The 23,433-nt window shown below is 41.8% G+C and carries 23 protein-coding genes and 1 pseudogene; 8 read left to right on the top strand and 16 right to left on the bottom strand.

Annotated elements, in window-relative coordinates; all coding sequences use genetic code 11:
- Nucleotides 1-158: 158 nt before the first annotated feature.
- Both G399_RS0105330 and G399_RS0105335 read right to left on the bottom strand, forming a co-directional pair.
- On the bottom strand, nt 159-1,172 hold the full coding sequence (locus G399_RS0105330; protein ID WP_006008059.1) for a 5'-methylthioadenosine/S-adenosylhomocysteine nucleosidase: 1,014 nt from the start codon (nt 1,170-1,172) through the stop codon (nt 159-161).
- Nucleotides 1,165-2,214, bottom strand: coding sequence for an adenosine deaminase (locus G399_RS0105335; protein ID WP_006008056.1), 1,050 nt, complete (start codon nt 2,212-2,214; stop codon nt 1,165-1,167). The genes G399_RS0105330 and G399_RS0105335 overlap by 8 nt, the downstream gene beginning before the upstream one ends.
- Before the next feature lie 142 nt (nt 2,215-2,356).
- On the opposite strand from G399_RS0105335, the pseudogene G399_RS0105340 reads away from it, so the two are divergent.
- The 4 genes and pseudogenes from G399_RS0105340 to G399_RS0105355 form a co-directional block, all read left to right on the top strand.
- A pseudogene (locus G399_RS0105340) lies at nt 2,357-2,668 on the top strand (NCS2 family permease); the annotation flags it as partial.
- Nucleotides 2,669-2,971: 303 nt separating this feature from the next.
- Nucleotides 2,972-4,699: an SWIM zinc finger family protein gene (locus G399_RS0105345; RefSeq protein ID WP_006008050.1), complete on the top strand. Its 1,728-nt coding sequence runs from the start codon at nt 2,972-2,974 to the stop codon at nt 4,697-4,699.
- A gap of 166 nt (nt 4,700-4,865) precedes the next feature.
- Entirely contained in the window at nt 4,866-5,261 is a 396-nt protein-coding gene (locus tag G399_RS0105350) for a c-type cytochrome (protein WP_006008048.1), read from the top strand.
- A 73-nt stretch (nt 5,262-5,334) separates the two neighbouring features.
- Entirely contained in the window at nt 5,335-7,941 is a 2,607-nt protein-coding gene (locus G399_RS0105355; protein ID WP_006008046.1) for a bifunctional diguanylate cyclase/phosphodiesterase, read from the top strand.
- A 12-nt stretch (nt 7,942-7,953) separates the two neighbouring features.
- Here G399_RS0105355 and rep read toward each other — a convergent pair whose 3' ends face one another.
- Complete coding sequence (gene rep, locus G399_RS0105360; protein WP_006008044.1) at nt 7,954-9,960, bottom strand: DNA helicase Rep; 2,007 nt, start codon at nt 9,958-9,960, stop codon at nt 7,954-7,956.
- A 124-nt stretch (nt 9,961-10,084) separates the two neighbouring features.
- Here rep and ubiK point away from each other — a divergent pair, with 124 nt between their 5' ends.
- On the top strand, nt 10,085-10,330 hold the full coding sequence (gene ubiK / locus G399_RS0105365; RefSeq protein ID WP_006008042.1) for a ubiquinone biosynthesis accessory factor UbiK: 246 nt from the start codon (nt 10,085-10,087) through the stop codon (nt 10,328-10,330).
- 43 nt (nt 10,331-10,373) lie between these two features.
- Here the strand turns inward: ubiK and ubiA are convergent, their stop codons facing one another.
- Nucleotides 10,374-11,240: a 4-hydroxybenzoate octaprenyltransferase gene (gene ubiA, locus G399_RS0105370; protein ID WP_006008040.1), complete on the bottom strand. Its 867-nt coding sequence runs from the start codon at nt 11,238-11,240 to the stop codon at nt 10,374-10,376.
- Entirely contained in the window at nt 11,237-11,929 is a 693-nt protein-coding gene (locus G399_RS0105375) for a chorismate--pyruvate lyase family protein (RefSeq protein ID WP_006008039.1), read from the bottom strand. The genes ubiA and G399_RS0105375 overlap by 4 nt, the downstream gene beginning before the upstream one ends.
- A gap of 67 nt (nt 11,930-11,996) precedes the next feature.
- Here G399_RS0105375 and G399_RS0105380 point away from each other — a divergent pair, with 67 nt between their 5' ends.
- Entirely contained in the window at nt 11,997-12,404 is a 408-nt protein-coding gene (locus G399_RS0105380) for a flagellar basal body-associated protein FliL (protein ID WP_026843498.1), read from the top strand.
- On the opposite strand, the gene glpG is transcribed toward G399_RS0105380, so the two are convergent.
- The 5 genes from glpG to G399_RS0105405 all read right to left on the bottom strand — a co-directional run bounded on the left by glpG (nt 12,401) and on the right by G399_RS0105405 (nt 17,120).
- Nucleotides 12,401-13,369 carry a rhomboid family intramembrane serine protease GlpG gene (glpG, locus tag G399_RS0105385; RefSeq protein WP_006008035.1) on the bottom strand — a complete coding sequence of 323 codons (969 nt, stop codon included), beginning with the start codon at nt 13,367-13,369 and terminating at the stop codon, nt 12,401-12,403. The two genes, G399_RS0105380 and glpG, sit on opposite strands and share 4 nt — an antisense overlap.
- Nucleotides 13,366-13,716 (bottom strand): thiosulfate sulfurtransferase GlpE, encoded by a 351-nt coding sequence (gene glpE, locus G399_RS0105390; RefSeq protein WP_006008033.1) that lies wholly within the window; start codon nt 13,714-13,716, stop codon nt 13,366-13,368. The genes glpG and glpE overlap by 4 nt, the downstream gene beginning before the upstream one ends.
- Nucleotides 13,717-13,720: 4 nt before the next feature.
- Nucleotides 13,721-14,749, bottom strand: a complete 1,029-nt coding sequence (gene tdh / locus G399_RS0105395; protein ID WP_026843499.1) for an L-threonine 3-dehydrogenase — start codon at nt 14,747-14,749, stop codon at nt 13,721-13,723.
- Between the two features lie 35 nt (nt 14,750-14,784).
- Complete coding sequence (gene kbl / locus G399_RS0105400; protein ID WP_006008029.1) at nt 14,785-15,978, bottom strand: glycine C-acetyltransferase; 1,194 nt, start codon at nt 15,976-15,978, stop codon at nt 14,785-14,787.
- Between the two features lie 95 nt (nt 15,979-16,073).
- Complete coding sequence (locus G399_RS0105405) at nt 16,074-17,120, bottom strand: glycosyltransferase family 9 protein (protein ID WP_006008028.1); 1,047 nt, start codon at nt 17,118-17,120, stop codon at nt 16,074-16,076.
- 78 nt (nt 17,121-17,198) lie between these two features.
- Here G399_RS0105405 and G399_RS0105410 point away from each other — a divergent pair, with 78 nt between their 5' ends.
- Nucleotides 17,199-18,053, top strand: a complete 855-nt coding sequence (locus G399_RS0105410) for a 3-deoxy-D-manno-octulosonic acid kinase (RefSeq protein ID WP_148277324.1) — start codon at nt 17,199-17,201, stop codon at nt 18,051-18,053.
- A 16-nt stretch (nt 18,054-18,069) separates the two neighbouring features.
- Here G399_RS0105410 and G399_RS0105415 read toward each other — a convergent pair whose 3' ends face one another.
- Nucleotides 18,070-19,533: a capsule assembly Wzi family protein gene (locus G399_RS0105415; protein ID WP_006008024.1), complete on the bottom strand. Its 1,464-nt coding sequence runs from the start codon at nt 19,531-19,533 to the stop codon at nt 18,070-18,072.
- A 156-nt stretch (nt 19,534-19,689) separates the two neighbouring features.
- On the opposite strand from G399_RS0105415, the gene coaD reads away from it, so the two are divergent.
- Nucleotides 19,690-20,181 carry a pantetheine-phosphate adenylyltransferase gene (coaD, locus tag G399_RS0105420; protein ID WP_006008023.1) on the top strand — a complete coding sequence of 164 codons (492 nt, stop codon included), beginning with the start codon at nt 19,690-19,692 and terminating at the stop codon, nt 20,179-20,181.
- A gap of 111 nt (nt 20,182-20,292) precedes the next feature.
- On the opposite strand, the gene mutM is transcribed toward coaD, so the two are convergent.
- The 5 genes from mutM to rpmB all read right to left on the bottom strand — a co-directional run bounded on the left by mutM (nt 20,293) and on the right by rpmB (nt 23,388).
- Complete coding sequence (gene mutM, locus G399_RS0105425) at nt 20,293-21,105, bottom strand: bifunctional DNA-formamidopyrimidine glycosylase/DNA-(apurinic or apyrimidinic site) lyase (protein WP_006008021.1); 813 nt, start codon at nt 21,103-21,105, stop codon at nt 20,293-20,295.
- Nucleotides 21,106-21,113: 8 nt separating this feature from the next.
- Nucleotides 21,114-21,593 carry a hypothetical protein gene (locus tag G399_RS0105430; protein WP_006008019.1) on the bottom strand — a complete coding sequence of 160 codons (480 nt, stop codon included), beginning with the start codon at nt 21,591-21,593 and terminating at the stop codon, nt 21,114-21,116.
- A 149-nt stretch (nt 21,594-21,742) separates the two neighbouring features.
- Nucleotides 21,743-22,786, bottom strand: coding sequence for a CDP-glycerol glycerophosphotransferase family protein (locus G399_RS0105435; RefSeq protein ID WP_006008017.1), 1,044 nt, complete (start codon nt 22,784-22,786; stop codon nt 21,743-21,745).
- Nucleotides 22,787-22,986: 200 nt separating this feature from the next.
- The gene (rpmG, locus tag G399_RS0105440; protein WP_006008015.1) at nt 22,987-23,142 is read right to left on the bottom strand and encodes a 50S ribosomal protein L33; all 156 of its coding nucleotides are present in this window, start codon (nt 23,140-23,142) and stop codon (nt 22,987-22,989) included.
- A gap of 9 nt (nt 23,143-23,151) precedes the next feature.
- Complete coding sequence (gene rpmB / locus G399_RS0105445; RefSeq protein WP_006008014.1) at nt 23,152-23,388, bottom strand: 50S ribosomal protein L28; 237 nt, start codon at nt 23,386-23,388, stop codon at nt 23,152-23,154.
- Between the last annotated feature and the right edge of the window lie 45 nt (nt 23,389-23,433).

The raw sequence follows: 23,433 nt of genomic DNA on the forward strand, positions 1-23,433 counted from the left end.
TTTTAACTTATATTTCGGTCATATCAACCAAATCTCGTGTAGCCTTCGGAGACCGATACTCTATCCAGCTAAGCTACGGGTGCATTGTAATCCGACAATTTATCGTTGTCGTCGATAACAGACCGTGAGTCTAAAGATTTAAGCTAGATTTTCCAGTCTTATTTTACGTCATTTGCTTTTGCACTAACAATCTCATCCAATAAAGCCATCATTAACTTAGTTCCTGTGCCAGATGCAATCGCATTAAATACGTTTTCATCATTCTGGCCTTTTTGACCACCGGCTAAATCACTAACCGAGCGAATAACAATCCAATCGACGTTGTTTACAAAACAAACTTGACCAACAGCGGCCGATTCCATTTCTGCTACCTGCGCGTTAAAAACATCTTGTAACCACACTCGATACTTAGCACTGTCAGCAAACACTGACCCGGTCACACCATTGCCACCGATACTTATTTTGATTGGTTTACCAGAGGGCATTTTTATTGTATCGACATTTATCAGGGCTTTTTTAGCAAGCGCTAATAAATTCGCGGAAACGGTAAAGTAAGGCATTTTTTGTGGGCTTTCGATGCCCTCTTTAACGATCGCAACTTCTCTTGGAAACTGATAAGCAAAGTTCTTGTATTTAGGCGCGTTAGCGTCAATTTTTGCTCGTTCCTCGTGACGATTTGACGCCGCTTCATAATAACCGGGAAGTATATATGCACCTTCATTTTGTGGGTCAGGATTTACATAAACTGACTCGTCGTGATAATACCAGCGCTCAGGGATGGCGATGTCTCCGGGTTCGAACATCGGGTTAATGGCGCCAGCAATACCCATCATGACAACCTTATCGATGGGAAAATAATCAAGCGCCATTTGCATTGTCATTGCCGCATTAACGACACTAATGCCCGTGGTAAAAATGATTACCCGTTGGCTTTTATACGTCCCTAGCTGATATTTGACACCTTTGATGATGATCGTTTCATCGATTTTTGCGCTTTCCATTTTGTCGAAGGCATCATCAATTGCGTTAATTTCAGGTTCATATGCAGCAACAATAGCAGTCCATTTATCGCTATCGGCAAATTCACGAGGACCATATTTCTGTTCAGCCGATGCAGCACTATATAATGCAGGTAGCAATATAATTAGAGTGAGTAAGACGATTTTACGCATGCTTGGTAATCCTTAACGTTTGCGTTAGCTGTTGAATACGCGTTAGCCATTCTTGCTTGTCATTATCAGGCAAAAAACTGGCACTAATACTATTGCTTATGAGCGCCACAGTGTCCTCCTCTGTCAAATCAAGTTTGTCGACTAAGGCATAAAAATTTTCATTTAAATAGCCACCAAAATAGGACGGGTCATCGGAATTTACCATTACCCGCAAACCATCATTCAACAGCTCAACTATATTGTGTTCGCGCATATCGTCAATAACACATAGTTTCAAATTACTCAGCGGACACACTGTCAGTGGGACTTGATGTTGTTTCAAATAGGCCATCAATTTAGGATCTTCAATGCTGCGAACGCCATGATCGACCCGGTCTACTTTAAGTAAATTAATCGCTTCCCATACGTATTCGGGTGGGCCCTCTTCTCCCGCATGAGCAACTAACTTAAAGCCCAACAATGCAGCCTGTGCAAATACACCTTGAAACTTTGATGGCGGATTATGCAATTCAGCACTGTCTAAGCCAACGGCGGTAATCATTGAATAATAGGGCTGTGCTTGTTGTAAGGTCTCGATCGCATTGTCTTCACTTAAATGCCGTAAAAATGACAAAATCAGATAAACAGATACACCAAGCTCAGTTTTTGCTTTATCAATTGCTCTTGCAAATCCCGGCATAAACACGTCGTAAGTAATCCCTCTTTGAGTATGCGTTTGCGGGTCAAACATAATTTCAGTATGCACAATATTTTGTTCGTGACATTTGCCTAAATAAGCCCACATCAGCTCAAAGAAATCATCTTCGTCGCGCAACACATCCGCACCTTGATAATAAAGGTCAAGAAAACTTTGTAAGTTGTTGAACTGATATGCATCTTGAATAGCTTCAACGCTTGCAAATGGTAGCGTAATATTGTGTTTTTGGGCTAGGCGCCACATTAACTCAGGCTCCAACGTACCCTCAATGTGCAAATGCAGTTCTGCTTTGGGCAACTGTTGAATTAGTTGCTTGAGTTTGCTCATTTTGGTGTCAGTGCTCATTATTTATATTCCGGTCGAAAACCAATGGTATTGTCGGCGAGGCTTAAATTTGATTCCTTTACCGACGCGTTTCATTGTAATGCGCATGCACAATACTAAGTAAAATAGGCTTTTGATAATCATTTTTTAATTAATTACTCATATGCTTACTTTGTTTTATAAAATTGGCAGTCCTGTCAGTAATATGGCCACAACACCTGCACTAGTTATGGTGGGTATTTTTATGGTGGATTCAATTAAAGAACTCGATTTTTCGGACTTAGCTAGTGTAGTTACAGCAACCATTGCCCTGATGGCAATGCCCCTGACATTTAGTATTAGCGAAGGAATTGCCTTGGGTTTCATCACTTATGTTGGAATTAAGGTCGGCATCGGTGAATATAAAAAAGTGAGCCTGATTACCTATTTTATGGCAGCGGTATTTTTGCTCAGATACGTACTTTATTTAAAATAGCGCATGCATAAAGTTTGACTACTAACATTAAACAGAGACTTGCAGACCAGTCAAGCCTCTACTTTTCATACATCTGCGGTAGATCCATTTTCATTGTGTGTAAACTGTTATATAATATTCAGTTGATCGTGCTTTTTACTTGATTCAAGCTTTCGAGTTTTAAAAACTTTTGCATCTCATTATATAAGCCATGAGGTTTATACAATGGGTATGAATAAACAATCAGCGTGTTTAGCACTTTAGCTATTTTTTCGCTACCTTATTAATCCGTAGTTTAACTTTTAAGCGTAAACAAAATACCCTATGCCAGATAGTAATCCAATTTTACAGTTACAAAAGCTTGCCGGAAGACGTACTTTCGACAAAGGAGAAATGCTGTATTTTCAAGAAGCAGTTCATCGCTTTACTAGAAATCAATTAATAGTGACAGCTATAGTTCAAGAAATTCAAGAGTTTACTGTGAAACTTTCTATCGTTGATGGTCAGTACGAAGGAAGTTGCAATTGTTCTGACTCCGAAGGGTTCGACTTTTGTAAGCATTGTGTTGCTGTCGCACTCACCGACATTTCGCGTGAAGCCGAACTAGAAGTGTTGCAAGAAGGTGATGAAATTCAGCGGATCACTGGATATATTGAAAGCATGTCCGAAGCAGAAGCAAAAGCAACGCTATTAAAGCAAATTACTAGCGACATTGATAAAACCGAACAATGGGTTCTGTTTGCTGATGTTCGCAATGGAAAAATAAATAAAAAAGCGTTAATAGATATTATTAACAAAGCGCTTCCTTTACGAGAAGTATGGCGTCAAAACAGAGTAAAAACCTACTTTGAGACCGCAATAGAAAAGTTTAATCGGTTAATTTCAATATTACATAAATTACCGACCGACCCTGCGTTCGAGCTAACCCAAACTGCCTTGCTGAGATACAACAAAGCGCTTGGAAAAATTAAAGATGACAAAGGCTATCGACTTAAAGTTGAAGTGACGCTGGTTCAGGCTTTTGCAACGTTCACCAGTGAATTGAATTGGACGCCCCAGCGTAAAGTGAGCTTTTTAATGTCACTTTATCATCAACCATTTTCTAATTTTGCTCTACCTTCAATCTACAAGAGATTCGTACAAAAATACCCTGAGTTAATCGAATTATTTATTGAGAAGCTGGTTAATCTTGAATGCCAATTTGAACAAACCGAGACCAGCTCGATCCAAATCGAAAAAACTGTCGATGACACGCATGTACTAATATTGACTGATCTTGCCCTATACTACGCAGAGAGCGGTCCAGAGGTGTCAACTGAAAATAAACTTAAGCTTATTGAATGTAAGCATAAATTGGCTACTAATCTGACTGAGTATATAGAACTGGCAGAGTTATGCGTTTCATTAGGATGTAAGGATATAGCTAGAAAATACATCACAGAGATCGAAAGTCATACACTCAATTATAGGCAAGAAAGTAAACTGCTAACGCTGAGCGCTAATACACAAGAGCAGGTAGAAGATATCGACGCTTCGCTGGACCTGCATTGGTCAGCATATGAACGTTCATTAGAGGCAAGCGATTTTCACGCTGTGCTCAGCTTGCTCGAGGCCTCCGATAATAAGAGTGAAGCCGATGTTCAACATTGGTTTGAAAAAGCCCAGGCACTATTGATTGAGCGCTTAGAGGATACCGACAATCAAGACACTCTATTTGAACTGTATCTAGCATGTGATAAGAAAGATATCGCGATTGCTGAAGCGCAAGACGTAATTTTGTCGAATCCATTGCTGCACAAAATTTCAAAGTTAGGCATAGAAATGCAACCGGACTTAGGTTTTGTGCTGTATCGCAGACTTATCCGGACGTATCCAAAAAATACCGATACACAAGGTTATGAAACTGCGATTACGTTGTTGAAAGAACTAAAATCTGCATTAAAGAGTAAAAAGCAGCATCAATCTTTTGATTTTTTAATCAGTGAATTGATTTTTGATTTTAAACAAAAACGAAAGTTTATTGCATTGCTGCAGGGTCAATTTGGCTTGTAATTCAAAATATTAACAGAAACAATTTGTTAACCGATAAGTTCAAAGCAAACAACTTTTTTACGATAAATACCCTCAGGGATAATGCAACTAATAGTTGTTTACCCCTGACTAATGTTTATAATCAAGCTAAGTTGTTGTGAGCTAACACAAATTGCAGGAGAAAGTAGTGAAATTCAGAGTATTAGTAAGTCTTTTCGTATCCGCGTTATTTTTCGTCAGTGCAAACGCGCAAGAAATGACGGATGATGATATTGCCCAACGTATTAAACCGAGCGGTAATGTCCATATTGCAGGCGCAGCACCAGCTGTCGCAGCAGGCCCTCGTACCGGCGAGCAAATCTATAATGGCGCATGTGTTGCGTGCCATGCAGCAGGCGTTTTAGGCGCTCCTAAGTCACAAGTTGCGGCTGAATGGCAGCCACGTTTAGATGAAAAAGGCTTTGACCAGGTTTGGAAAAATGCGATTGACGGAATTAACGCAATGCCAGCAATGGGGGCTTGTGGTGACTGTTCTGACGACGATATAAAAACAGCAATAAATTATATGATCGAAGGAATTTAATTCTTTGTAGATTGCATGGAAAGCGATTCCCTAAGAAAATTGCATTATAGGGTTGTAAAGGTTTTTTGTTTAAATGAATAGAGATGATACCGTTATAGGTGAGCTTTCTGAACAAGAATTGCGCGAGCTAATTCCACAACTTCAGGATCTCACCGAAAAGTATAAGCGCGCTGAAAAAATTCAGAAGGCACTTTTTGAGATCAGTGAATTAGCTAGTTCAGTGAGTAATCTTGATCGTCTTTATAAAGCAGTTCATGACATCGTTAGCGATTTTATGAATGCCGATAACTTCTATGTTGCCTTTTTTGACCCCAGCGATAAAAACGTCGATTTTGCTTACTTCGTGGATGAGCTAGATGAAGAAGTAATTTCGTTAGTTCCATATGAACGTATTATGGATGGCATTACTGGTTATATTCTCAAAAATGGGAAAAGCTTGGTTATGACCAAAGAAAATACCGAATCTGTTTTAGAACAAACCGGTATTCAGATGCTGGGAACCCCTCCTGTCGACCTTATTGGTGTGCCTCTAAAGCGCAGTGCTGACGTAATTGGCGCCATGGTGGTGCAGAGCTATAATGACGATGTGCGTTATAGCCCAGACGATTTCGAAGTTCTCTCATTTATCTCACAACACATTGTAACAACCGTTGATCGAGTTAAAAGCCGCGAAGTGACTGAACGAACCATCCGCGATCGCACTAAGCAGTTACGCAGTATTAATGACGATTTACAAGAAGAAATTCTCGAACGCCAAAAGATTGAATCGCTACAAACCGCGTTGTTTGAAATATCAGAGCTGTCAGTTTCTTTGGATGATGATATTCCTCGTTTTTATTTAAAATTGCACGAAGTTCTAGCTCGCTTAATCAGCGCACCAAACTGTTTTGTTGCTGTTTTGAATAAAGACAAAGACAAACTTACCTTTCCATATCTTAGTGATGAATTACATGACTCTGTTGATGAGCGTCCGTTAGGTTTAGGTTTAACCGAATATATTATTCGTCGCGGCGAAGCTTCATTGATCGACAATTCAAAGATTTTATCCTTAGTCGAAGAAGGTGAAGTTGACGTTACCGTAGCGCAAAATATGATGGAACATAATAACTCTTGGTTGGGTTCACCATTAGTCATAGACGGTGAAGTGCAAGGCGTTATTGCAGTACAAACCTACGGTAAGCTTGAAAACTATACACAAAAAGATTTAGACATTTTACGTTTCGTGTCACACCATATTGCAGTAGCAATGGAGCGCAGAAGAAGCGCTGAGGCACTCAAAGAATATAACCTGCAATTGACAAACAAGGTGCAGGAACGCACCGAAGAACTTAACCAAACTAACGAGTATCTGAAAAAACAGATAGAACAGCGTAAAGAGATCGAGCTAAAACTGATCCATGACGCACATCACGACTCACTTACCGATTTACCTAATCGCGTTATGTTTAATAGCCGCCTTGAGCTTGCAATTGCAAACAAAAAGCGCCACCCCGAAAATCAATTTGCGGTGTTATTTATTGATTTAGACAGGTTCAAAGTGATTAACGACACCTTAGGCCACCATGCAGGCGATGAGTTCTTAGTCGAAGTTAGCCAACGTATTTCATTATATAAACGCGGCCACGATTTATTAGCCCGCTTAGGCGGTGACGAATTCGTTATTCTATTAGACAACTTCGAAGATATTAAAGCAGTTGAAGAAGTAGCATCTCGTGTTATCAATTCCGTGTCTATACCATTTATGCTCGACGGTAAAGAAATGTTTAGCGGTGCAAGCCTAGGTATTGCGCATCTTGATAGTAACTATATGTCAGCTGACGAAGTATTACGTGACGCTGATGCAGCTATGTACCAAGCTAAAAGTCTTGGCCGGGGACGCTATGTTACGTTTGATAAGAGCATGCGTGAAAAGTTACTTGGGGATATTCAATTAGAGTCAGAGTTTCGTAAAACGCTAAAAGAGAAAGGCTTCGATTGTATATTGCAGCCCGTTGTTAAGCTTGAAGATGAATCCGTACTGTATTTTGAATGCACGCTACAATGGCACAACGAGTCGTTCGGCAAAATAAACCGAGAGCAGTTTTGGCAAATCGCTGAACAATGCGGTTTGACACTAGAATTAAATCAATTCTTGTTAGATGGCGCTATTGGTTTATTAGGCCAGTGGCAGAATGATGCTGAACACGCGCATCAACGCATTGGCGTGAGTTTATCAGTTGAACACCTCATGAAAAAAGATCTCGTGGATGAGCTGATCGCACATGTAAAGGATAGCGAATTTGACGCTGAGAAATTGCTACTGGAGTTTTCAGAAAGTGCTCTCAGCAATCGTTCACAGTATATATTGCCGTCTATTAAGAAGTTAAAGCGCCATGGTTTTGGTTTAATTTTAGATAACTTTGGTAGCGGCACGGCATCATTAAATTATTTGTTCTCTTACCCATTCGATTTTATTAAAATTGATGAGCGGTTTATTCAATCTTTCACACGCTCCGAGAAGAACTTACGCTTCATTGAATCGGTTATTTTAGTCGCGGAAAAAGTGGGGCTAATTGTTATCGCCGAGGGCATTTCAAGTAAAAGTAAGCTGGAGAGCTTAAAAGGCTTGGGCTGCGAATACGGCCAAGGTGATATATTGGGCAGAACCATATTACTCGACTTTGTCGACGATGATAGCTAACCCGCTTTAACCTTAGAGCAGGTCTCGTAAGTTGGCTATCCCTTTAGCGCCTTTTTCTTTTCTCTCTTCGGGCGTTGCTTTTTTCTTTTGAAACTCCCATTCAACATCGTCCTGCGGTAATTCATAGAGGAAACGAGACGGTTCTGGCTGAATAACTTCACCAAATTGACGACGCTCTCTGGCGATGCTAAACACAAGCTCTTTTTGAGCACGCGTAATACCTACATATGCTAAGCGACGTTCTTCATCAATATTATCCTCTTCAATACTACTTTTATGTGGCAACATTCCCTCTTCCATTCCTACCATGAAGACATAAGGGAATTCCAGTCCCTTGGATGCATGCAGTGTCATCAGTTGCACCTGATCGGCTTCAGCGTCATCTTCACCTCGCTCCATCATGTCCCGCAAAATCAATCGATTCACAATTTCAGGTAAGGTCATTGGTGGCTCTAAATCATCACCCTTAAGCATATTATCAACCCACCCAAACAATGTACTGACATTTGCCATCCCCATTTCCGCCGCTTTAGGACTCGTGCTTTGCTCATACAACCATTCTTCATAGCCCATGGTTTTAATGAAGTCTCGCAATACTGCAACTGTATCGCCGCGCTTTGCGTTGTCCGCGGCTTGCACTACCCAACGTGAAAACTGGTCCACGGATTGGTAGGCTTTTGCACCTAATATGCTATTCAGACCACTGTGACAGCAAGCCTCAAATAAGCCCGTTCTATTGGCGTTTGAAAAGTGCCCCACTTTTTCTAGGGTTGCACGTCCGATACCTCGAGAAGGTGTATTGATAACTCTAAGCAACGCATTGTCATCGTCTTGATTAACCAGTAAACGTAAGTAGGCCATAACATCTTTAACTTCGGTGCGCCCGAAAAATGACGTTCCACCGCTTATTTTGTATGGGATCCGGTTTGTCATTAATACTTTTTCAAACAAGCGAGATTGATGATTTCCTCTGTACAAAATAGCGTAGTCAGCGTAGCTCGTATTATTCATAAAGCGATGCGCCATTAATTCCGCGATTACTTTTTCAGCTTCGTGTTCTTCATTTTTAGCCACCACAACTTTGAGTTTTTCACCATACGGCAATTCGCTAAATAGACGCTTTTCATAAACATGCGGGTTATTTTGGATCAGAATATTAGCGTTGTGTAATATCCGTCCTGATGAGCGGTAGTTTTGCTCTAACTTAATCAGACGAAGACTTGGGAAGTCCTTTTGTAGTAAAACTAAGTTTTGCGGCCTTGCACCTCGCCATGAATAAATAGATTGGTCGTCATCGCCTACCACCGTGAATCTGGCTCGCTGACCCACCAATATCCGAACTAATTCATACTGACTGGTATTGGTATCTTGATACTCATCCACCAGCAGGTATTTGAGCATACTCTGCCATTTGTTACGCACCGCTTCATTGGTTTTCAGCAATAGCGTGGGTAACAAAATAAGGTCGTCGAAATCCAGAGCGTTGTATGCTTTAAGGTGTGATGCATATTCCACGTAGTAGTTTGCTTGCTCAATTTCACTGTCGCCACGGGCCATTTTTAATGCAGCCTGAGGCAGGATCAGATCGTTTTTCCAGTTTGAAATCGTCGACTGCAATGCTGACAGTAAGTCTTTATCACCATCATATTCTGCTTCGGTAAGGTCGCGTAGCAGGCTCATTGAGTCTTTATCATCAAATAATGAAAAGCCCGCTTTATAGCCTAACTGTAAAACGTGTTTTTTGATAATACTGAGTCCAAGTGTGTGGAAGGTTGATACTTTTAAACCACGTGCTTCTGCTTTGCCTAGCGTTTGTGCAACACGCTCCTTCATCTCTCGAGCGGCTTTATTGGTAAACGTAACCGCCGCGATTTGTCTTGCTTTATAACCACATTCACGCACTAAATAAGCAATTTTATTGGTAATAACACGGGTTTTACCACTGCCGGCCCCTGCGAGCACCAAGCATGGACCTGATACATATTCGACGGCTTCTTGTTGGGCATCATTTAAGCGCATGCAGAGTTCTCAAGGGGAAAAAGTAGCAAAGAAAAGAATTATAACAAATGATCAGTTAATAACGCTTTTTTCTTTTTCATTTCGGGATACAATTACCACTAGAAAGTGAAGCCAAGGACAAACAATGCTAGATCCCAAGAAATTAGAAGAAATTGCTAAAAATATCAGTAATGCAATACCCGCCGGTATGAAAACAATGGCAGGTGAAGCGGAAGGTAAAGTAAAGCAAGTGTTGCAAGCCCAATTGTCGAAACTTGATTTAGTTACGCGCGAAGAATTTGACGTTCAAAACCAAGTACTTATTCGTACTAGAGAAAAAATGGAAGCAATGGAAGCGCGTATTGCAGCGCTCGAATCTGCATCAGAATGAACCAATAAACAAAACCTTATAAAAGAGTTGTTGACCAAGTTTACTACATCAGTACGCCGAACAATAAGCCAAATGTGATGACCAAACCAACCCAATGGTTATGTAAAAAGGCAGCAAAACACGCGTCTCTTTGACGCGTTTTTATTAGCCTGAACTGGTATATAAACATCAATGCTGCGAACACTAGGCCAACATAAAAGCTGAAGTGCAGATTGGTGATCCAACCAACGTATGCCAGCAAGATCAGTGTCACGGCATTTAAAAATACAATAATAATGACATCAAATCGACCAAATAAGATGGCGCTCGACTTTACCCCAATGCGTATGTCGTCTTCTCGGTCTACCATCGCATAGGCTGTATCATAGGAGACAGTCCAAGCTAAGTTAGCTAGATAGATGAGCCAAAGCCATGCGGGTAATTCGCCAGTAATAGCCATAAAAGCCATCGGAATAGCCCAACTAAAAGCCGCTCCTAGTACCACCTGTGGCAAATGTGTATAACGTTTCATAAACGGATAAAGGCTGGCGAGAAATAGAGCCCCTAGTGACAGTATAATAGTGTTCGTATTGAGAAATAAAACCAACGCGAAAGCCAGAACGACTAGCAGATAAAACAGTTGCAATGCTTCTTTAGGTTTTACTTCACCAGAAACAATGGGTCTCGCTTGTGTTCTTTTTACTGCGCCATCAACCTTGCGATCAGCATAATCATTAATAACACAACCGGCAGAACGCATAAGGAAGACGCCTAAAATAAAAATAACAGTAATATGCCATGGCGGTAGTCCATTTGAGGCCCACAGTAAGCCCCAAACCGTTGGCCATAATAATAAATAGATACCAATCGGTTTGTCGGCGCGCATTAAACGCCAGTAAGCACCTTTTTTTTGCCAGCGCAACAACGTCATTCAACGCTCACATTGCTTATTTTGCCGGCAGCAGTATCGCAAATGTAACTGGGACAGTCAGGTAAAAAGACTTCCGCCACTAGTAGATGCCAAGCCTCAATTTTGAATGCAGAACGCCTGCCCCACAAAGCGTTAGTTGCGGCAGGAATCGGCGGATCAGTACCAAGACCCGCAATTGGATTATTATCTAATTGTGCAATTACAAATTCACTACGCACAAACTTGTTGTCATTGAAAATTCGCTGACCTAGGGGTTGATTGCCCAACGTTGCCCAAGTTGTTTTACATAAATGTTCAGGCAGCACACTGCGTGCAAAAACCCATGGCTTACCATCACCATATAAGATAACTTCTCGTATTTGCCATTGATGCTTGTGGTAATCTATTAATGCGACTTGTTCACTCTGATCAGCGTCAATTGTAGCCTGCCCTAATACCTTGACCTCAAATTTATTAGTAAGCGCCTGCAAGCGCTCTGTCAGAGAACCGGTATGAAGTAGCCAGTCAGCCAAGTGCTGATTAGGAATATCGTATTGCGACGCACTCTTCCAAGATGCGTGAATACCCAAGGGAAATTGATTTATTTGAGACAAGTGATTTAGAAAATTGAGTTTGATCCGATATAATAAGTCTAACACAGCAAAGATTATATCTGCATCCGTATTGTTCTTTTCCAGAGGCACTAACATGACAATTTGGCGTAAACTACATAAAACTCAACATGTGCAGACTAAAAAGCACCGATATTTTTGTTCAATGTGCAACGGCATGGTACTTCTCACTCTAGCAATAGGGCTGTTAATAACACCTGAACTGGTGCATGCACAACAGCGAAACTATGCCTATGTAGCCTTGGAGCCGGATATCGTCACCAACTACGCTGGCGACAACTCAAAAAAGCTTGGTTATGTACGAGTAACTATTGAAATGATGGTCGCGGATCCAGCAAAAATTGTTGATGTCGAGCATCATATGCCATTGCTAAGAGCAACCGCAATAGAAGTATTGGGAGCGCAACCTGAAGACAAAATACGCTCTCTAACTGGGCGCGAGGATATACGCAGAATGGTATTGCAAAAATTCAAAGATATTATGAAACGCGAGACCGGTGAAAATGTCATTGAAAACATCATCTTCACCAAGTATTTACGCCAAGGTGGCTAATTTCTAGGACGACGATTTCCGGCTAATTGATGTGTTGCCAACGCCATTAAGCAACCTGAAATTAAGCCGAACAAATGTGCCTCATTCGCCATATTGACCCACAATACATCAAAGTAGCCGAGCGCTAACCAACCCAATAAGAAGTACACCAGATTGTTAGGTAAGCCCATACCCCATTGCGGGCGTAGCAAGCCTATCCACCAGACATAACCGAACAAAGCGTAAACGACCCCAGATAAGCCACCAAAATTGGGGCCTGAAACAAGCAGTTGTGCAACGTTTGAACTGATCGCAGCAATTGCAAATATAACGGCTAACGATACGCTACCAAAAGCACGTTCTAACTGTGAGCCTAAGAGCCACCACCAAATTAAGTTGAAAATGATATGGATAGCACCAAAATGCAGGAAGGCAGGGGTAAATAAACGCCACCATTGCTGGCTTTGTAAAAGTTCATCTATACTACGAATTGTTAGACTCTGATAAATGACATTGGACGCGCCAAGATAGCTAAGTAAGAAAACACCGAGACAGATAGCAAGTACCAATGACATAAACGGTGTGGACTTTAGGTCTTGCAGCCAAACAGGTACTCCGGCACTTTTAGCAGTTACGCGTTGCGGTGAGTCTTTTGATCCAGCAATGGATTTCCCTACCTCCCAAGCCGCTTGCTGATATTTGGCTTGGTTTGGATTAGTCACAAAATCTTCAGCGATTTTTAGCGCCTCTTGTACATCATTAGGGTTAAGGACAATAATTTGATAACGTGACGTTTCAATTGGATCAGGTAGCTTGTCAACCGACTCCTGGTCGACGTCTGCAGTGTCATATCCAGATACCGCTGGCTTTCCTTTGCCAATGCGAACATCAATGTTACAACTAGTGAGATAATCGGCAAGTAATCGCGCAGGCTTTTTATCAGAAAAAGCCAATATCGGCGTACTATCTTTACCTAAATCACTCAAGAATCACTACCTTCAACATCGCTTGGTCCTGCGCTGGACTGCGAGGGAAATTGAGTTCGCCAACCTTCAAAGCCACCATCCATACTGTATACAGTCTCAAAACCTTGTTGCAGTATATATTGCGCCGCTTGCTGACTACTGTGCCCGTGATAACAAACCACAATAACAGGCGTATCCAATTCATTCGCATCCATAAATCGTTTAATACTGCCATTGGTCAAATGGAATGCACCAGGAATATGGGCTTGCTCAAATGACTGGTCATCGCGAATATCGACCACTTTGGCAGCACCTGTATCTAGTTTTACTTTGGTATCTTGTACCGAAATATGTTCAAACTGTTGCATTTATCTACCCTTGCCAGTCAAGTAAGACTTTACCACTTTGCCCTGAACCCATCACTTCAAAACCTTTAGCGAAATCATTAATGCTGAATTGATGAGTAATCATTGGGCTTAAGTCCAAGCCACTTTGCAGCAAGCTTACCATTTTGTACCAAGTTTCGAACATTTCGCGGCCATATACACCTTTGATGGTTAAGCCTTTAAAAATAACCGTATTCCAATCAACCGCAACACTCTGCGGTGGGATACCTAACATTGCTATCTTTCCGCCATGATTCATTTTATCCAGCATATCGCGAAATGCTGAGGGAACACCCGACATTTCTAAACCAATATCGAAACCTTCGGTCATACCTAATTCATTCATCACATCTTTTAAGTTTTCAGAGGCAACATTGACTACCCGTGTTGCCCCCATTGTTTTAGCCAAGTCGAGTCGATAATCATTAACATCAGTGATAACGACGAAGCGAGCCCCTGCATGTTTAGCCACAGCTGCAGCCATAATACCAATAGGTCCGGCGCCAGTAATCAAAACATCTTCACCGACTAAATCAAACGACAGTGCCGTGTGCACGGCATTGCCAAAGGGGTCGAAAATAGCAGCCATATCATCGCTGATATTAGCTGGGATCTTAAATGCATTAAACGCCGGTATAACAAGGTACTCGGCAAAAGCGCCCTGTCTATTGACACCAACGCCGGTAGTGTTGCGACACAAGTGTCTGCGACCAGCTCGGCAATTTCTGCAGTGTCCACATGTAATGTGTCCTTCGCCTGAAACCCGGTCACCCATTGTAAAGCCAGCGACTTCTTGTCCTATTTCAACCACTTCACCGACATATTCATGGCCCACAATCATGGGAACCGGAATAGTCTGCTGAGACCATTCATCCCAATTGAAAATGTGCATATCAGTGCCACAGATAGCCGTTTTACGAATTTTTATCATCAAATCATTCGGCCCCATTTCGGGCACCGGATTGTCGGTCAGCCAAATACCGGGCTCTCTGTGTAGCTTAGCCAACGACTTCATTTGTTTTGCTTGTGCACCTTTTAATGGTGAATTCATTAAATTACTCCTAGCTCTTTACCGACTTCAATAAAAGCATCAACCGCTTTATCGATATGCGCAACACTATGCGCTGCCGACATTTGCGTGCGAATACGAGCCTTACCTTTCGGTACAACAGGAAACGAGAAACCCACGACGTAAATACCACGCGCTAACATTTTGTCTGCCATGTCGCTGGCAAGCTTAGCATCACCTAGCATGACGGGAATAATTGCATGATCTTTGCCTGACAAAGTAAAACCTGCACTTTCCATACGCGTTCTAAAATGCGCAGAGTTCCGAGTTAAGGCATCGCGAAGGCCTTTGCCATCTGCCATCATATCAAACACTTTCAATGACGCCGTAACGATAGGAGGCGCAACTGAATTTGAGAAAAGATAAGGTCTGGAGCGCTGGCGCAACCAGTCAACCACTTCTTTTTTACCTGACGTATAGCCACCCGAAGCGCCACCTAATGCTTTACCTAAGGTGCCAGTTAGAATATCAACTCGGCCCATGACATCACAATACTCATGACTACCACGACCGTCTTCCCCTACAAAACCCGTTGCGTGACAATCATCAACCATCACCATTGCATCGTATTTGTCAGCTAAATCACAAATACCTTTAAGGTTGGCGATAACACCATCCATAGAAAAAACACCGTCAGTGGCAATGAGTTTGAATCTGACACCATCAGCAGTTGCTTGCTTTAGTTGTTCTTCAAGCGCTTGCATATCGTTGCTTGCATAGCGATAGCGTTTTGCTTTACTCAAACGTACACCGTCAATAATACTTGCATGATTCAATGCATCAGAAATAACCGCATCTTCTGCATCTAGCACGGTTTCGAATAAGCCGCCATTGGCATCAAAACAAGAAGGATACAAAATAGTATCCTCGGTGCCCAGAAACTCACTAATTTTTTGTTCTAACTGCTTATGAATATCTTGAGTACCACAAATAAAGCGAACCGATGCAACACCAAACCCGTGAGAATCGAGGCCTTGTTTAGCCGCTGCGATCAAATCAGGATGATTTGCGAGACCTAAATAGTTATTCGCACAAAAGTTAATGACGTGCTCGTTGCTAGCTACTGTAATATCTGCGCTTTGCTGTGATGTAATAATCCGCTCTTTTTTGTACAAACCATCGTTCTTAGCGGCGTCTAATTGAGCTTGAATGTGTGAGATAAAACCTTGCGACATGATGAACCCTCAATGGGTGAAAGCTTTTACATAGGACTTACTGCAGCCCAACGCTTTATAAGTGAATTTTCGATCGGTGTATTGTCCAGTATTGTTTACTCAGTGTCCAGTTCACTCAGGGCTCGATCGACTTTTTTCAATACTGTTAAGACCAGTAAATACGTCATTAAATCTTTACCCTTGGCTCTTATGCCCCAAGGAAGATAGCCCCACTCTTTGCCTTTTTGGCTTTTTATTTGAACATCGTACACTGATGCCACCAGCTCTTGCGATAAATAAGGCCCTGTGCGCCTGAAGTTACTATGCGCATACAAGCCAACAACGGGTGTGCCCATCGTCGTCGCCATATGAGCAGGCCCCGTATCCGGCGCTAATACCAATGCTGCATCAGCCAGCACGGCTAACATTTGTTTCAAACTCGTTTGACCTACCAAATTCAGTGCAATAATATCTGGCGTTTGTAATATTTTAACTGAAATCTCAAAATCTACGGGACCAGGCCCACCACAAAGTACAACTTTATAGCCTTTTTCTATTAAATTTTGGGCCACTGCTGTATAGCCATGAACCGTCCAATTTCGTTCAGCCTTAGATGCAGCGGGACTAATGACAGCATATTTCCCTAGCGCAGCGGTTTGCTTTTTAGCCCACTCCCAATCCGTTTTATCGAGCGGCATATCCCATCGCGGGTCAGTGTCTTTAGGAATGCCTAACTTATCGGCAAATCCCATGAAGCCCTCAAGAACGTGTGCATATTTTTGTGCTTCAATGCGTTCATTGGTAAACAACCAGTGACCTTCTTTACTGCGCTCCCAGTCAAAGCCTATTCTGCGCTTTGCCTTCACCACTGTGGATAGTAAGTTAGCACGCAAAGCCACTTGCATTACAAACATAGCATCGAAGGTACGCCCTGCAAGCGCTTGCCTTACTTCTTGTTTAGCTTTTTTGCCTGCTTTTTTATCATATACAATAAATTCAACACCCAACATACCCTGCAGCAGTTGATGCTCTATTTTACCGATAATCCAGGTAATTTTAATATCTGGGCGATGTTGACGAATGCGCGTCACCATGGCAACGGCATGACATACGTCGCCGATTGCTGACAAGCGTAAGATACAAAGTTGAAAAGCTTGGCTCAAATGAATTCCGTTATGCTAACTACATGAATTTTGATATGTTACAGCATATTCTTAGTTTTTGAAGCGCGCAGCACCAATATGTCAATGATCGAGACCTTTCCTATGGGGCTAAATGAATTTATTTTAGTGCCCAAACAAAGTACTTGGACACCCCGTTCTGATACGTTAAGTGATGATTTACTAAGTATTCAAAAATGCTTTGATCCTAGCTGGTTAATGGCTGAAAACTTAATTACACATACCGCTTCTGGGCGCGGGTTAGTTTACTTCTTTTTTATATTAGGAGAGCACTGTGTTTTACGTCACTATTATCGGGGTGGTTTGATCGCTAAGTTGTCAAACGACACGTTTCTATTTAAGCAAGCACAGCAATCTCGCCCTTATAAAGAGCTCAATTTGCTGGCTACGTTACACGCTGCCGGTTTAAATGTGCCTAAACCCATAGCAGCGAGGCTCAAACACACTAGTTTCACTTATACCGCAGATGTTATTACCGGCACTATTCCGCGAGCACAAGAGTTGCACGAATATATATTACAGCAAGCGCTTCAACAGTCTGTATGGGAGAAAATAGGCGTAACATTACGCAAAATGCATGACTTACAAGCGTGTCATTACGACATCAACGTGAAAAATGTATTGTTACAAGCACCCCCTTACATACAAGAAAAAACAGTGGCCAAAGAAGCCAACAATAGCGAAACTTCAGACCCATTTGTTAAAACACAGGACAACACTGAAAACGCTGGCGAACAAAGTATAACTATCTACTTATTAGATTTCGATGGTGGCGCTATTCGCGATGGTGACAAGTGGAAGCGCGCTAATTTAGTCAGATTTAAACGTTCTTTAGAAAAACAAAGGGCGAAATATTCGCCCTATTATTATGATGAAGATTGTTGGAAGTCGATTGAACGAGGGTATCAATCTTAATGACCTAAATTAGCCACTAATCAAATGCGTAAGTCGCGTTAAAATAAAGCAATGCGTCAACTTGGTTGTCTTTAGTCACAAACTGACGTGATTCAATACTACCGCCCGCTTTTAATAACCAGTCGCCAAATGGGCGCTGATAAAACCCACTCACTTGTACTAAGTCTTCGGTAACATCACTGGTAAGCACTGGGGAAGGTCTCGTACCATCTGGATTCAACTCGGCTTTACGCAAAATAATCTCAGCAATAGCGCCACCATCAAAACGGATATTAGCTCCTACTGTAATTTGTTTAGCATCACTGTCAAAGGTACTGCCGATGACTCTTCCTCTAAAACGATAACCACTGCTATATACGCCATTTTCATAATAGCAGTTGGTAATGGTGCTGCCATTTCCAGCGCATGCAATATTGGTATCACTAGTTTCAATGTACACTTTGGCATTCGCAAAATAAGTAGAAATACCAACTAAATTGGCTTGATCCGTAATATTAATACCATCTACGGCGTCTTCACCAATACGCTGGGCATAAACTGAAATGGGACGTTCGAAGAGGTCAAAGCTATATTTTATATCAAACCCAGCAAGATGATTACCTTGTTTGGTTAAGTCTTCATCACCACAAACATCACGATTTCGAGTGCAAACTCCTTTAAATGTGATGACATCAATAAAATCTCCTAAGCTGCTAGGCTGACCTTCACCGCCCCACATTGCCGCCCAAGAAGCACCAAACTCAAAGCGTTTGAACGGGCTAAAGGTGAAACGATTTAACAATAATTTAGTATCAGGTACTGCTCTGTCACTTTCAAGTTGGCCAAGTTGACTGGTAAAATACCAGGGGCCTGCCCAAGACAACCACGGGCTTTCAGAAGCGACTGCTGATGAACGCGATAACGCAACAGTTGGGATCGGTCTGGTGTTGTTTGACAATATCAGACTACTCGACTGACCGGGCCCCCACCATTGATCAATTGAGCCTGCACGGATATTCCAAGCCCCAAATTGATAGGCTAAAAAGCTGTTGTCGAGGTTCTTCTCACCGCTCGATTGATAGTTAACACTTAACTGCCCACTTAAGCGCCCCCAATAAAACTCGTTGGTAACTTTAGCCGACGCTTTCACATCATTGATACCATCAAATGACGTTAGTCTGGGCTGGTCACTTGACGCTTGCAGTTCCAAGAAGGTTCTGCGTTTTTCTTGCTTTTGCAGATTCAAGTAATAGCGTAGTCGTTGTGCCGCTTGTCTCGGCATTGGCAGCATTTTACCTTCGTCCAATGAAAGTATTTGATCGGCAATGCCCTTCCAAGGAACTGGAAAAGTAACCACGGTGGCATCTAAGTAGCCCCATTCTTGCAATGTTTGCAGGTCATAGTGCAGTTGCTTGTCAACCGTGCCAACCCAAGGCGAACCGAGTACTGGAGCGTTAAAAACAAGAGATAAAAAAAGAATAGTGAAAACGCGAAAAATCACAAAATAACCCAGTCCATGTTAATAAATAAATCCGACGCCAATGGTAGCGCATTGACCTAAAGTTAAACACTTTTTATCGATAATTAATTGCAATTATTGTCTGCTTTCAGTTACTGTCTGTCCCCACTCAAAACAAACACCACAGGCGTAGTAGTGATGACACAAATAAAAGCGATTTACCCTGGCACGTTTGACCCCATCACTAACGGTCATGCCGATCTTATCGCTAGAGCATCGAAAATGTTCTCACATGTCATGATAGCTATTGCATGCAACCCTAATAAGCAGCCGTTATTCAGTTTAGAAGAAAGGGTCAATATGGTGAAGCAAGTGACTCGTCACTTGCCTAACGTGGAAGTAAAGGGCTTTACTGGCTTACTAGCCGATTTAGCTCGAACTGAAAACGCTAATATTCTTATTCGTGGTTTACGTGCAGTATCGGATTTTGAATATGAATTTCAACTGGCTAATATGAATCGACGACTCAACAGTGAACTTGAGAGTGTGTTTCTAACCCCATCTGAAGAGAACTCATTTATTTCTTCTACCATAGTGAAGGAAGTGGCATTGCATAATGGTGATGTTAGCGGGTTTTGCGCACCAGAGGTATTAGTGGCATTGCAACAGAGGTTACATAAAAATGGATGATGATGGCGCACTAGCAAACACTAGAGCGGTTTGATTTGTTCACTTGGGGCGGTTATTTATAGGCCCCCAAGTTTAGTTAAAAAGCCCAAAATTCAGCCGCAAGCCCACAGGCTATTTTTGACATTGAATGCAATAAAATGTATTTCGTTGTCCAATAACCACAGAGCGAATAGCCGTTTGACATACTTCACACTCATTACCCGCACGACCATAAACCAGTAAATGCTGCGCAAAGTAGCCGGGGCTGCCGTCTGCTTGTGCAAAATCTTTAAGCGTTGTTCCTCCCTGATTAATTGCACTGGCCAATACTTCTTTAATATTATTGGTAAGCAATTTATAGCGTTTTAAACTGACTTTACCCGCAGCTCGCCTTGGGTCAATACCCGATTTAAACAACGATTCATTGGCGTAAATATTACCCACACCAACGACAACGGAATTATCCATAATGAAGCTCTTCACCGGCGATACCTTACCTCGTGATTTGCTAAACAACACACTGGCGTCAAACTCATCGGTTAACGGCTCCGGGCCCAACGAGCGCAATATCTTCAATGGCAGTTCAGTTGGTGATTGCCACAAGCACGAACCAAAACGACGAGCATCATTAAAGACGAGCTTTTTACCCGTCACTAACTCAATTTCTATATGGTCATGCTTTTTGCGAGGAAGACCGACATCCACCACGCGCATCTTTCCAGACATCCCCAAGTGCATAACCAAGGCGCCAACATTGGTATTAATAAAAAGGTACTTGGCTCGACGCGTTACTGAATTAATTGCTTGTTGGCAGGCTAACTGCACCTCATCCGGCACCATCCAACGCAACTGCGGTTGATAAACAACAATTTTGCTAATGACATTGCCTTCTAAAAACGGGGCAATACCAAGCTTAGTGACTTCGACTTCAGGTAATTCGGGCATGGATTATGTTACCACTGAGTAAGTTGTTCGACTGTTGGAAAGTCCAATAGCATGACTTCGTTGTCGAGCATTAAATAAGTTTGTTGTTGAATAGTCTTAATAGGTAAAACACGGCCGTTTCGTTCACCAGCTAACCATAAAACCACGACAAAGTCGGGGGATTTGAGTAATTCAGCGCTGACCTCATTTTGTGATTTAACCAGTGCTCTCTGCCAACTATTGACTAATGTGGCTAATGCGCCGGATTGGCCTTCAAATGCAATACTGCTTGCCATAGGACTCGAAGAAGAAAAACGCCACGTTTGACCAGCGCGCTCAATAACATCTTGATCAATCTGCAGACTCAATAGAATACCTCCTTCTTCTATGATCGGAACAGGTAAATGGGAGTCATCAGATTGGAAGCTGCTTATATTTAACATCAGGATCATTGCTAGCATGGTAAAAATAATAACGTTATTCCATCCTTTTTGAGATAGTCGAAGCATTGGTTTCCCTCGTTTTATTCTTTTTAATTACGGCTAAAAGGCTTTTATCTACTGTTTGATGGATGTCAATTTGTGCGTAATAGTCGATGTATAAATCGTATCATTTTAAGCGCCTGACTTTCTTTGCGTCGATATATTGTTAACTCAAGTTAAAACGTCCAATAGCCAAATTTATTTCTGGCTTTTAAATTACGAATAAAGTTGTTTGGCTTATTTTTCATTTTTTGTAAATCAGTGGCGGCGTTATCGGCGGCCTGCAAAACTCTTTGTGACGACTTGCCATCTGTATACGGATGGGTGTATTGAGCAAAATCTCGAATCTCCCTCATTAGCTCATCGGGTTGTGTTAAGCCATATTCAATCGCACTTTCAAGCTCTTCTGGGTTAGTAATATTGTGTAAGTAAGGTGTTGGTGCTGCATTGTTAATGGTGACAACTGGTTTATTTAATAAAAGATAGTCGGTAATCATTGAAGAGTTATCGCCGAGCATCAGATCAGCTTCAACCATATACGGCGCGAGCTCATCTGTTTCTAAAAATGTGAGGTTGTCATGTTGAATATTTTTATATGCTGCAACTGTTTCTTTAGCCATTTTAGGATGAAAGGTGACTATCCATTTCCACTTAGAATGACGCGATAGCTTGTCAATATAAGGTAATAAGGTGGGTGCTTGCGTCATTCTTGGCGAAAATGTCGAGCTAAACAAAATGACTGGCTTTTGATTTACCTTTTTACTGACTAGGGAGGATGAAAAATACGGGTCCATTTTACAGTAGCCCGTTTCTATGACTTGGAAGTGTTTATGCTTTGTCGCTAACGCTTCGAATGTGGCTGTTGATGATTGGCCGTGCGTGCAATATAAATCAAAACAATCTCTAATAATAAAATGATAGTTTACATTATCTTTCTTACGCTTTTTGAAACCGACAAAACCGTGGAAGATACCCACTTTCAAACCAGGTAAAAAAGTGGGGACCATATTTCCCGGGACAAAAACGGCAAATGGGTTGAATGCTATTGCGTCTGCTATACAAGCAATCACTTGCTCATTTGGTCTAAAAAAAGAAACGTTCACGTTTGCACCTTCGGCAAACCAGGCAACCTCACCACCCTGACGCCTAATTTCATTTTGCAAAGGCCGCAAAACTTCAAAGGAGTAATTTTGAGAGATGTAAAACAGATATTTCTTCATTGGACCATTAACTAGAACGACATCTCTGCCTATTAGACAGGTTGCAGCGCAATTGATCAATAGTGTTTATCAACGGCACGTTTGTTTACTTGCATGACTTTTGGTGCTTGAGCTGATTGCGTGAAAGTTACTGGGGTGAAGTCTAGAAACAAAAAACCTAGCAAAAGCTAGGTTTTTTTCGGAGACAAAAAACAAGTTAATTACTTGATTTTTGCTTCCTTGAACATAACATGTTGGCGGATTTTAGGATCAAACTTTTTTATCTCCATTTTGCCAGGCATATTGCGTTTATTTTTGTCTGTGGTGTAGTAAAAACCAGTACCAGCAGAAGAAACTAATTTAATTTTATCTCTCATGGTAATTCCTTAAACTTTCTCGCCACGAGCACGGATGTCAGCTAACACTGTATCAATGCCCTTCTTATCAATAATACGCATACCTTTAGTAGTTAGGCGTAATTTCACAAAACGGGTCTCGCTCTCAACCCAAAAACGGTGAGTTTGAAGATTTGGCAAAAAGCGACGACGAGTCGCGTTTCTAGCGTGTGAGCGGTTGTTACCAACTGCAGGACGCTTACCTGTAACTATACAAACTTTTGACATCTTATTGTCTCCAGAAAAACTGTTTGCCGTCTAACCCAAGCAAAC

This window comes from Brumicola pallidula DSM 14239 = ACAM 615 (assembly GCF_000428905.1).
Taxonomy (GTDB): domain Bacteria; phylum Pseudomonadota; class Gammaproteobacteria; order Enterobacterales; family Alteromonadaceae; genus Glaciecola; species Glaciecola pallidula.

Coding starts and splice junctions, on each gene's coding strand:
- G399_RS0105330 (WP_006008059.1), bottom strand. CDS start 1,172: ATGCGTAAAATCGTCTTACTCACTCTAATTATATTGCTACCTGCATTA.
- G399_RS0105335 (WP_006008056.1), bottom strand. CDS start 2,214: ATGAGCACTGACACCAAAATGAGCAAACTCAAGCAACTAATTCAACAG.
- G399_RS0105345 (WP_006008050.1), top strand. CDS start 2,972: ATGCCAGATAGTAATCCAATTTTACAGTTACAAAAGCTTGCCGGAAGA.
- G399_RS0105355 (WP_006008046.1), top strand. CDS start 5,335: ATGAATAGAGATGATACCGTTATAGGTGAGCTTTCTGAACAAGAATTG.
- rep (WP_006008044.1), bottom strand. CDS start 9,960: ATGCGCTTAAATGATGCCCAACAAGAAGCCGTCGAATATGTATCAGGT.
- ubiK (WP_006008042.1), top strand. CDS start 10,085: ATGCTAGATCCCAAGAAATTAGAAGAAATTGCTAAAAATATCAGTAAT.
- ubiA (WP_006008040.1), bottom strand. CDS start 11,240: ATGACGTTGTTGCGCTGGCAAAAAAAAGGTGCTTACTGGCGTTTAATG.
- G399_RS0105375 (WP_006008039.1), bottom strand. CDS start 11,929: ATGTTAGTGCCTCTGGAAAAGAACAATACGGATGCAGATATAATCTTT.
- G399_RS0105380 (WP_026843498.1), top strand. CDS start 11,997: ATGTGCAACGGCATGGTACTTCTCACTCTAGCAATAGGGCTGTTAATA.
- glpE (WP_006008033.1), bottom strand. CDS start 13,716: ATGCAACAGTTTGAACATATTTCGGTACAAGATACCAAAGTAAAACTA.
- tdh (WP_026843499.1), bottom strand. CDS start 14,749: ATGAAGTCGTTGGCTAAGCTACACAGAGAGCCCGGTATTTGGCTGACC.
- kbl (WP_006008029.1), bottom strand. CDS start 15,978: ATGTCGCAAGGTTTTATCTCACACATTCAAGCTCAATTAGACGCCGCT.
- G399_RS0105410 (WP_148277324.1), top strand. CDS start 17,199: ATGTCAATGATCGAGACCTTTCCTATGGGGCTAAATGAATTTATTTTA.
- coaD (WP_006008023.1), top strand. CDS start 19,690: ATGACACAAATAAAAGCGATTTACCCTGGCACGTTTGACCCCATCACT.
- mutM (WP_006008021.1), bottom strand. CDS start 21,105: ATGCCCGAATTACCTGAAGTCGAAGTCACTAAGCTTGGTATTGCCCCG.
- G399_RS0105430 (WP_006008019.1), bottom strand. CDS start 21,593: ATGCTTCGACTATCTCAAAAAGGATGGAATAACGTTATTATTTTTACC.
- G399_RS0105435 (WP_006008017.1), bottom strand. CDS start 22,786: ATGAAGAAATATCTGTTTTACATCTCTCAAAATTACTCCTTTGAAGTT.
- rpmG (WP_006008015.1), bottom strand. CDS start 23,142: ATGAGAGATAAAATTAAATTAGTTTCTTCTGCTGGTACTGGTTTTTAC.
- rpmB (WP_006008014.1), bottom strand. CDS start 23,388: ATGTCAAAAGTTTGTATAGTTACAGGTAAGCGTCCTGCAGTTGGTAAC.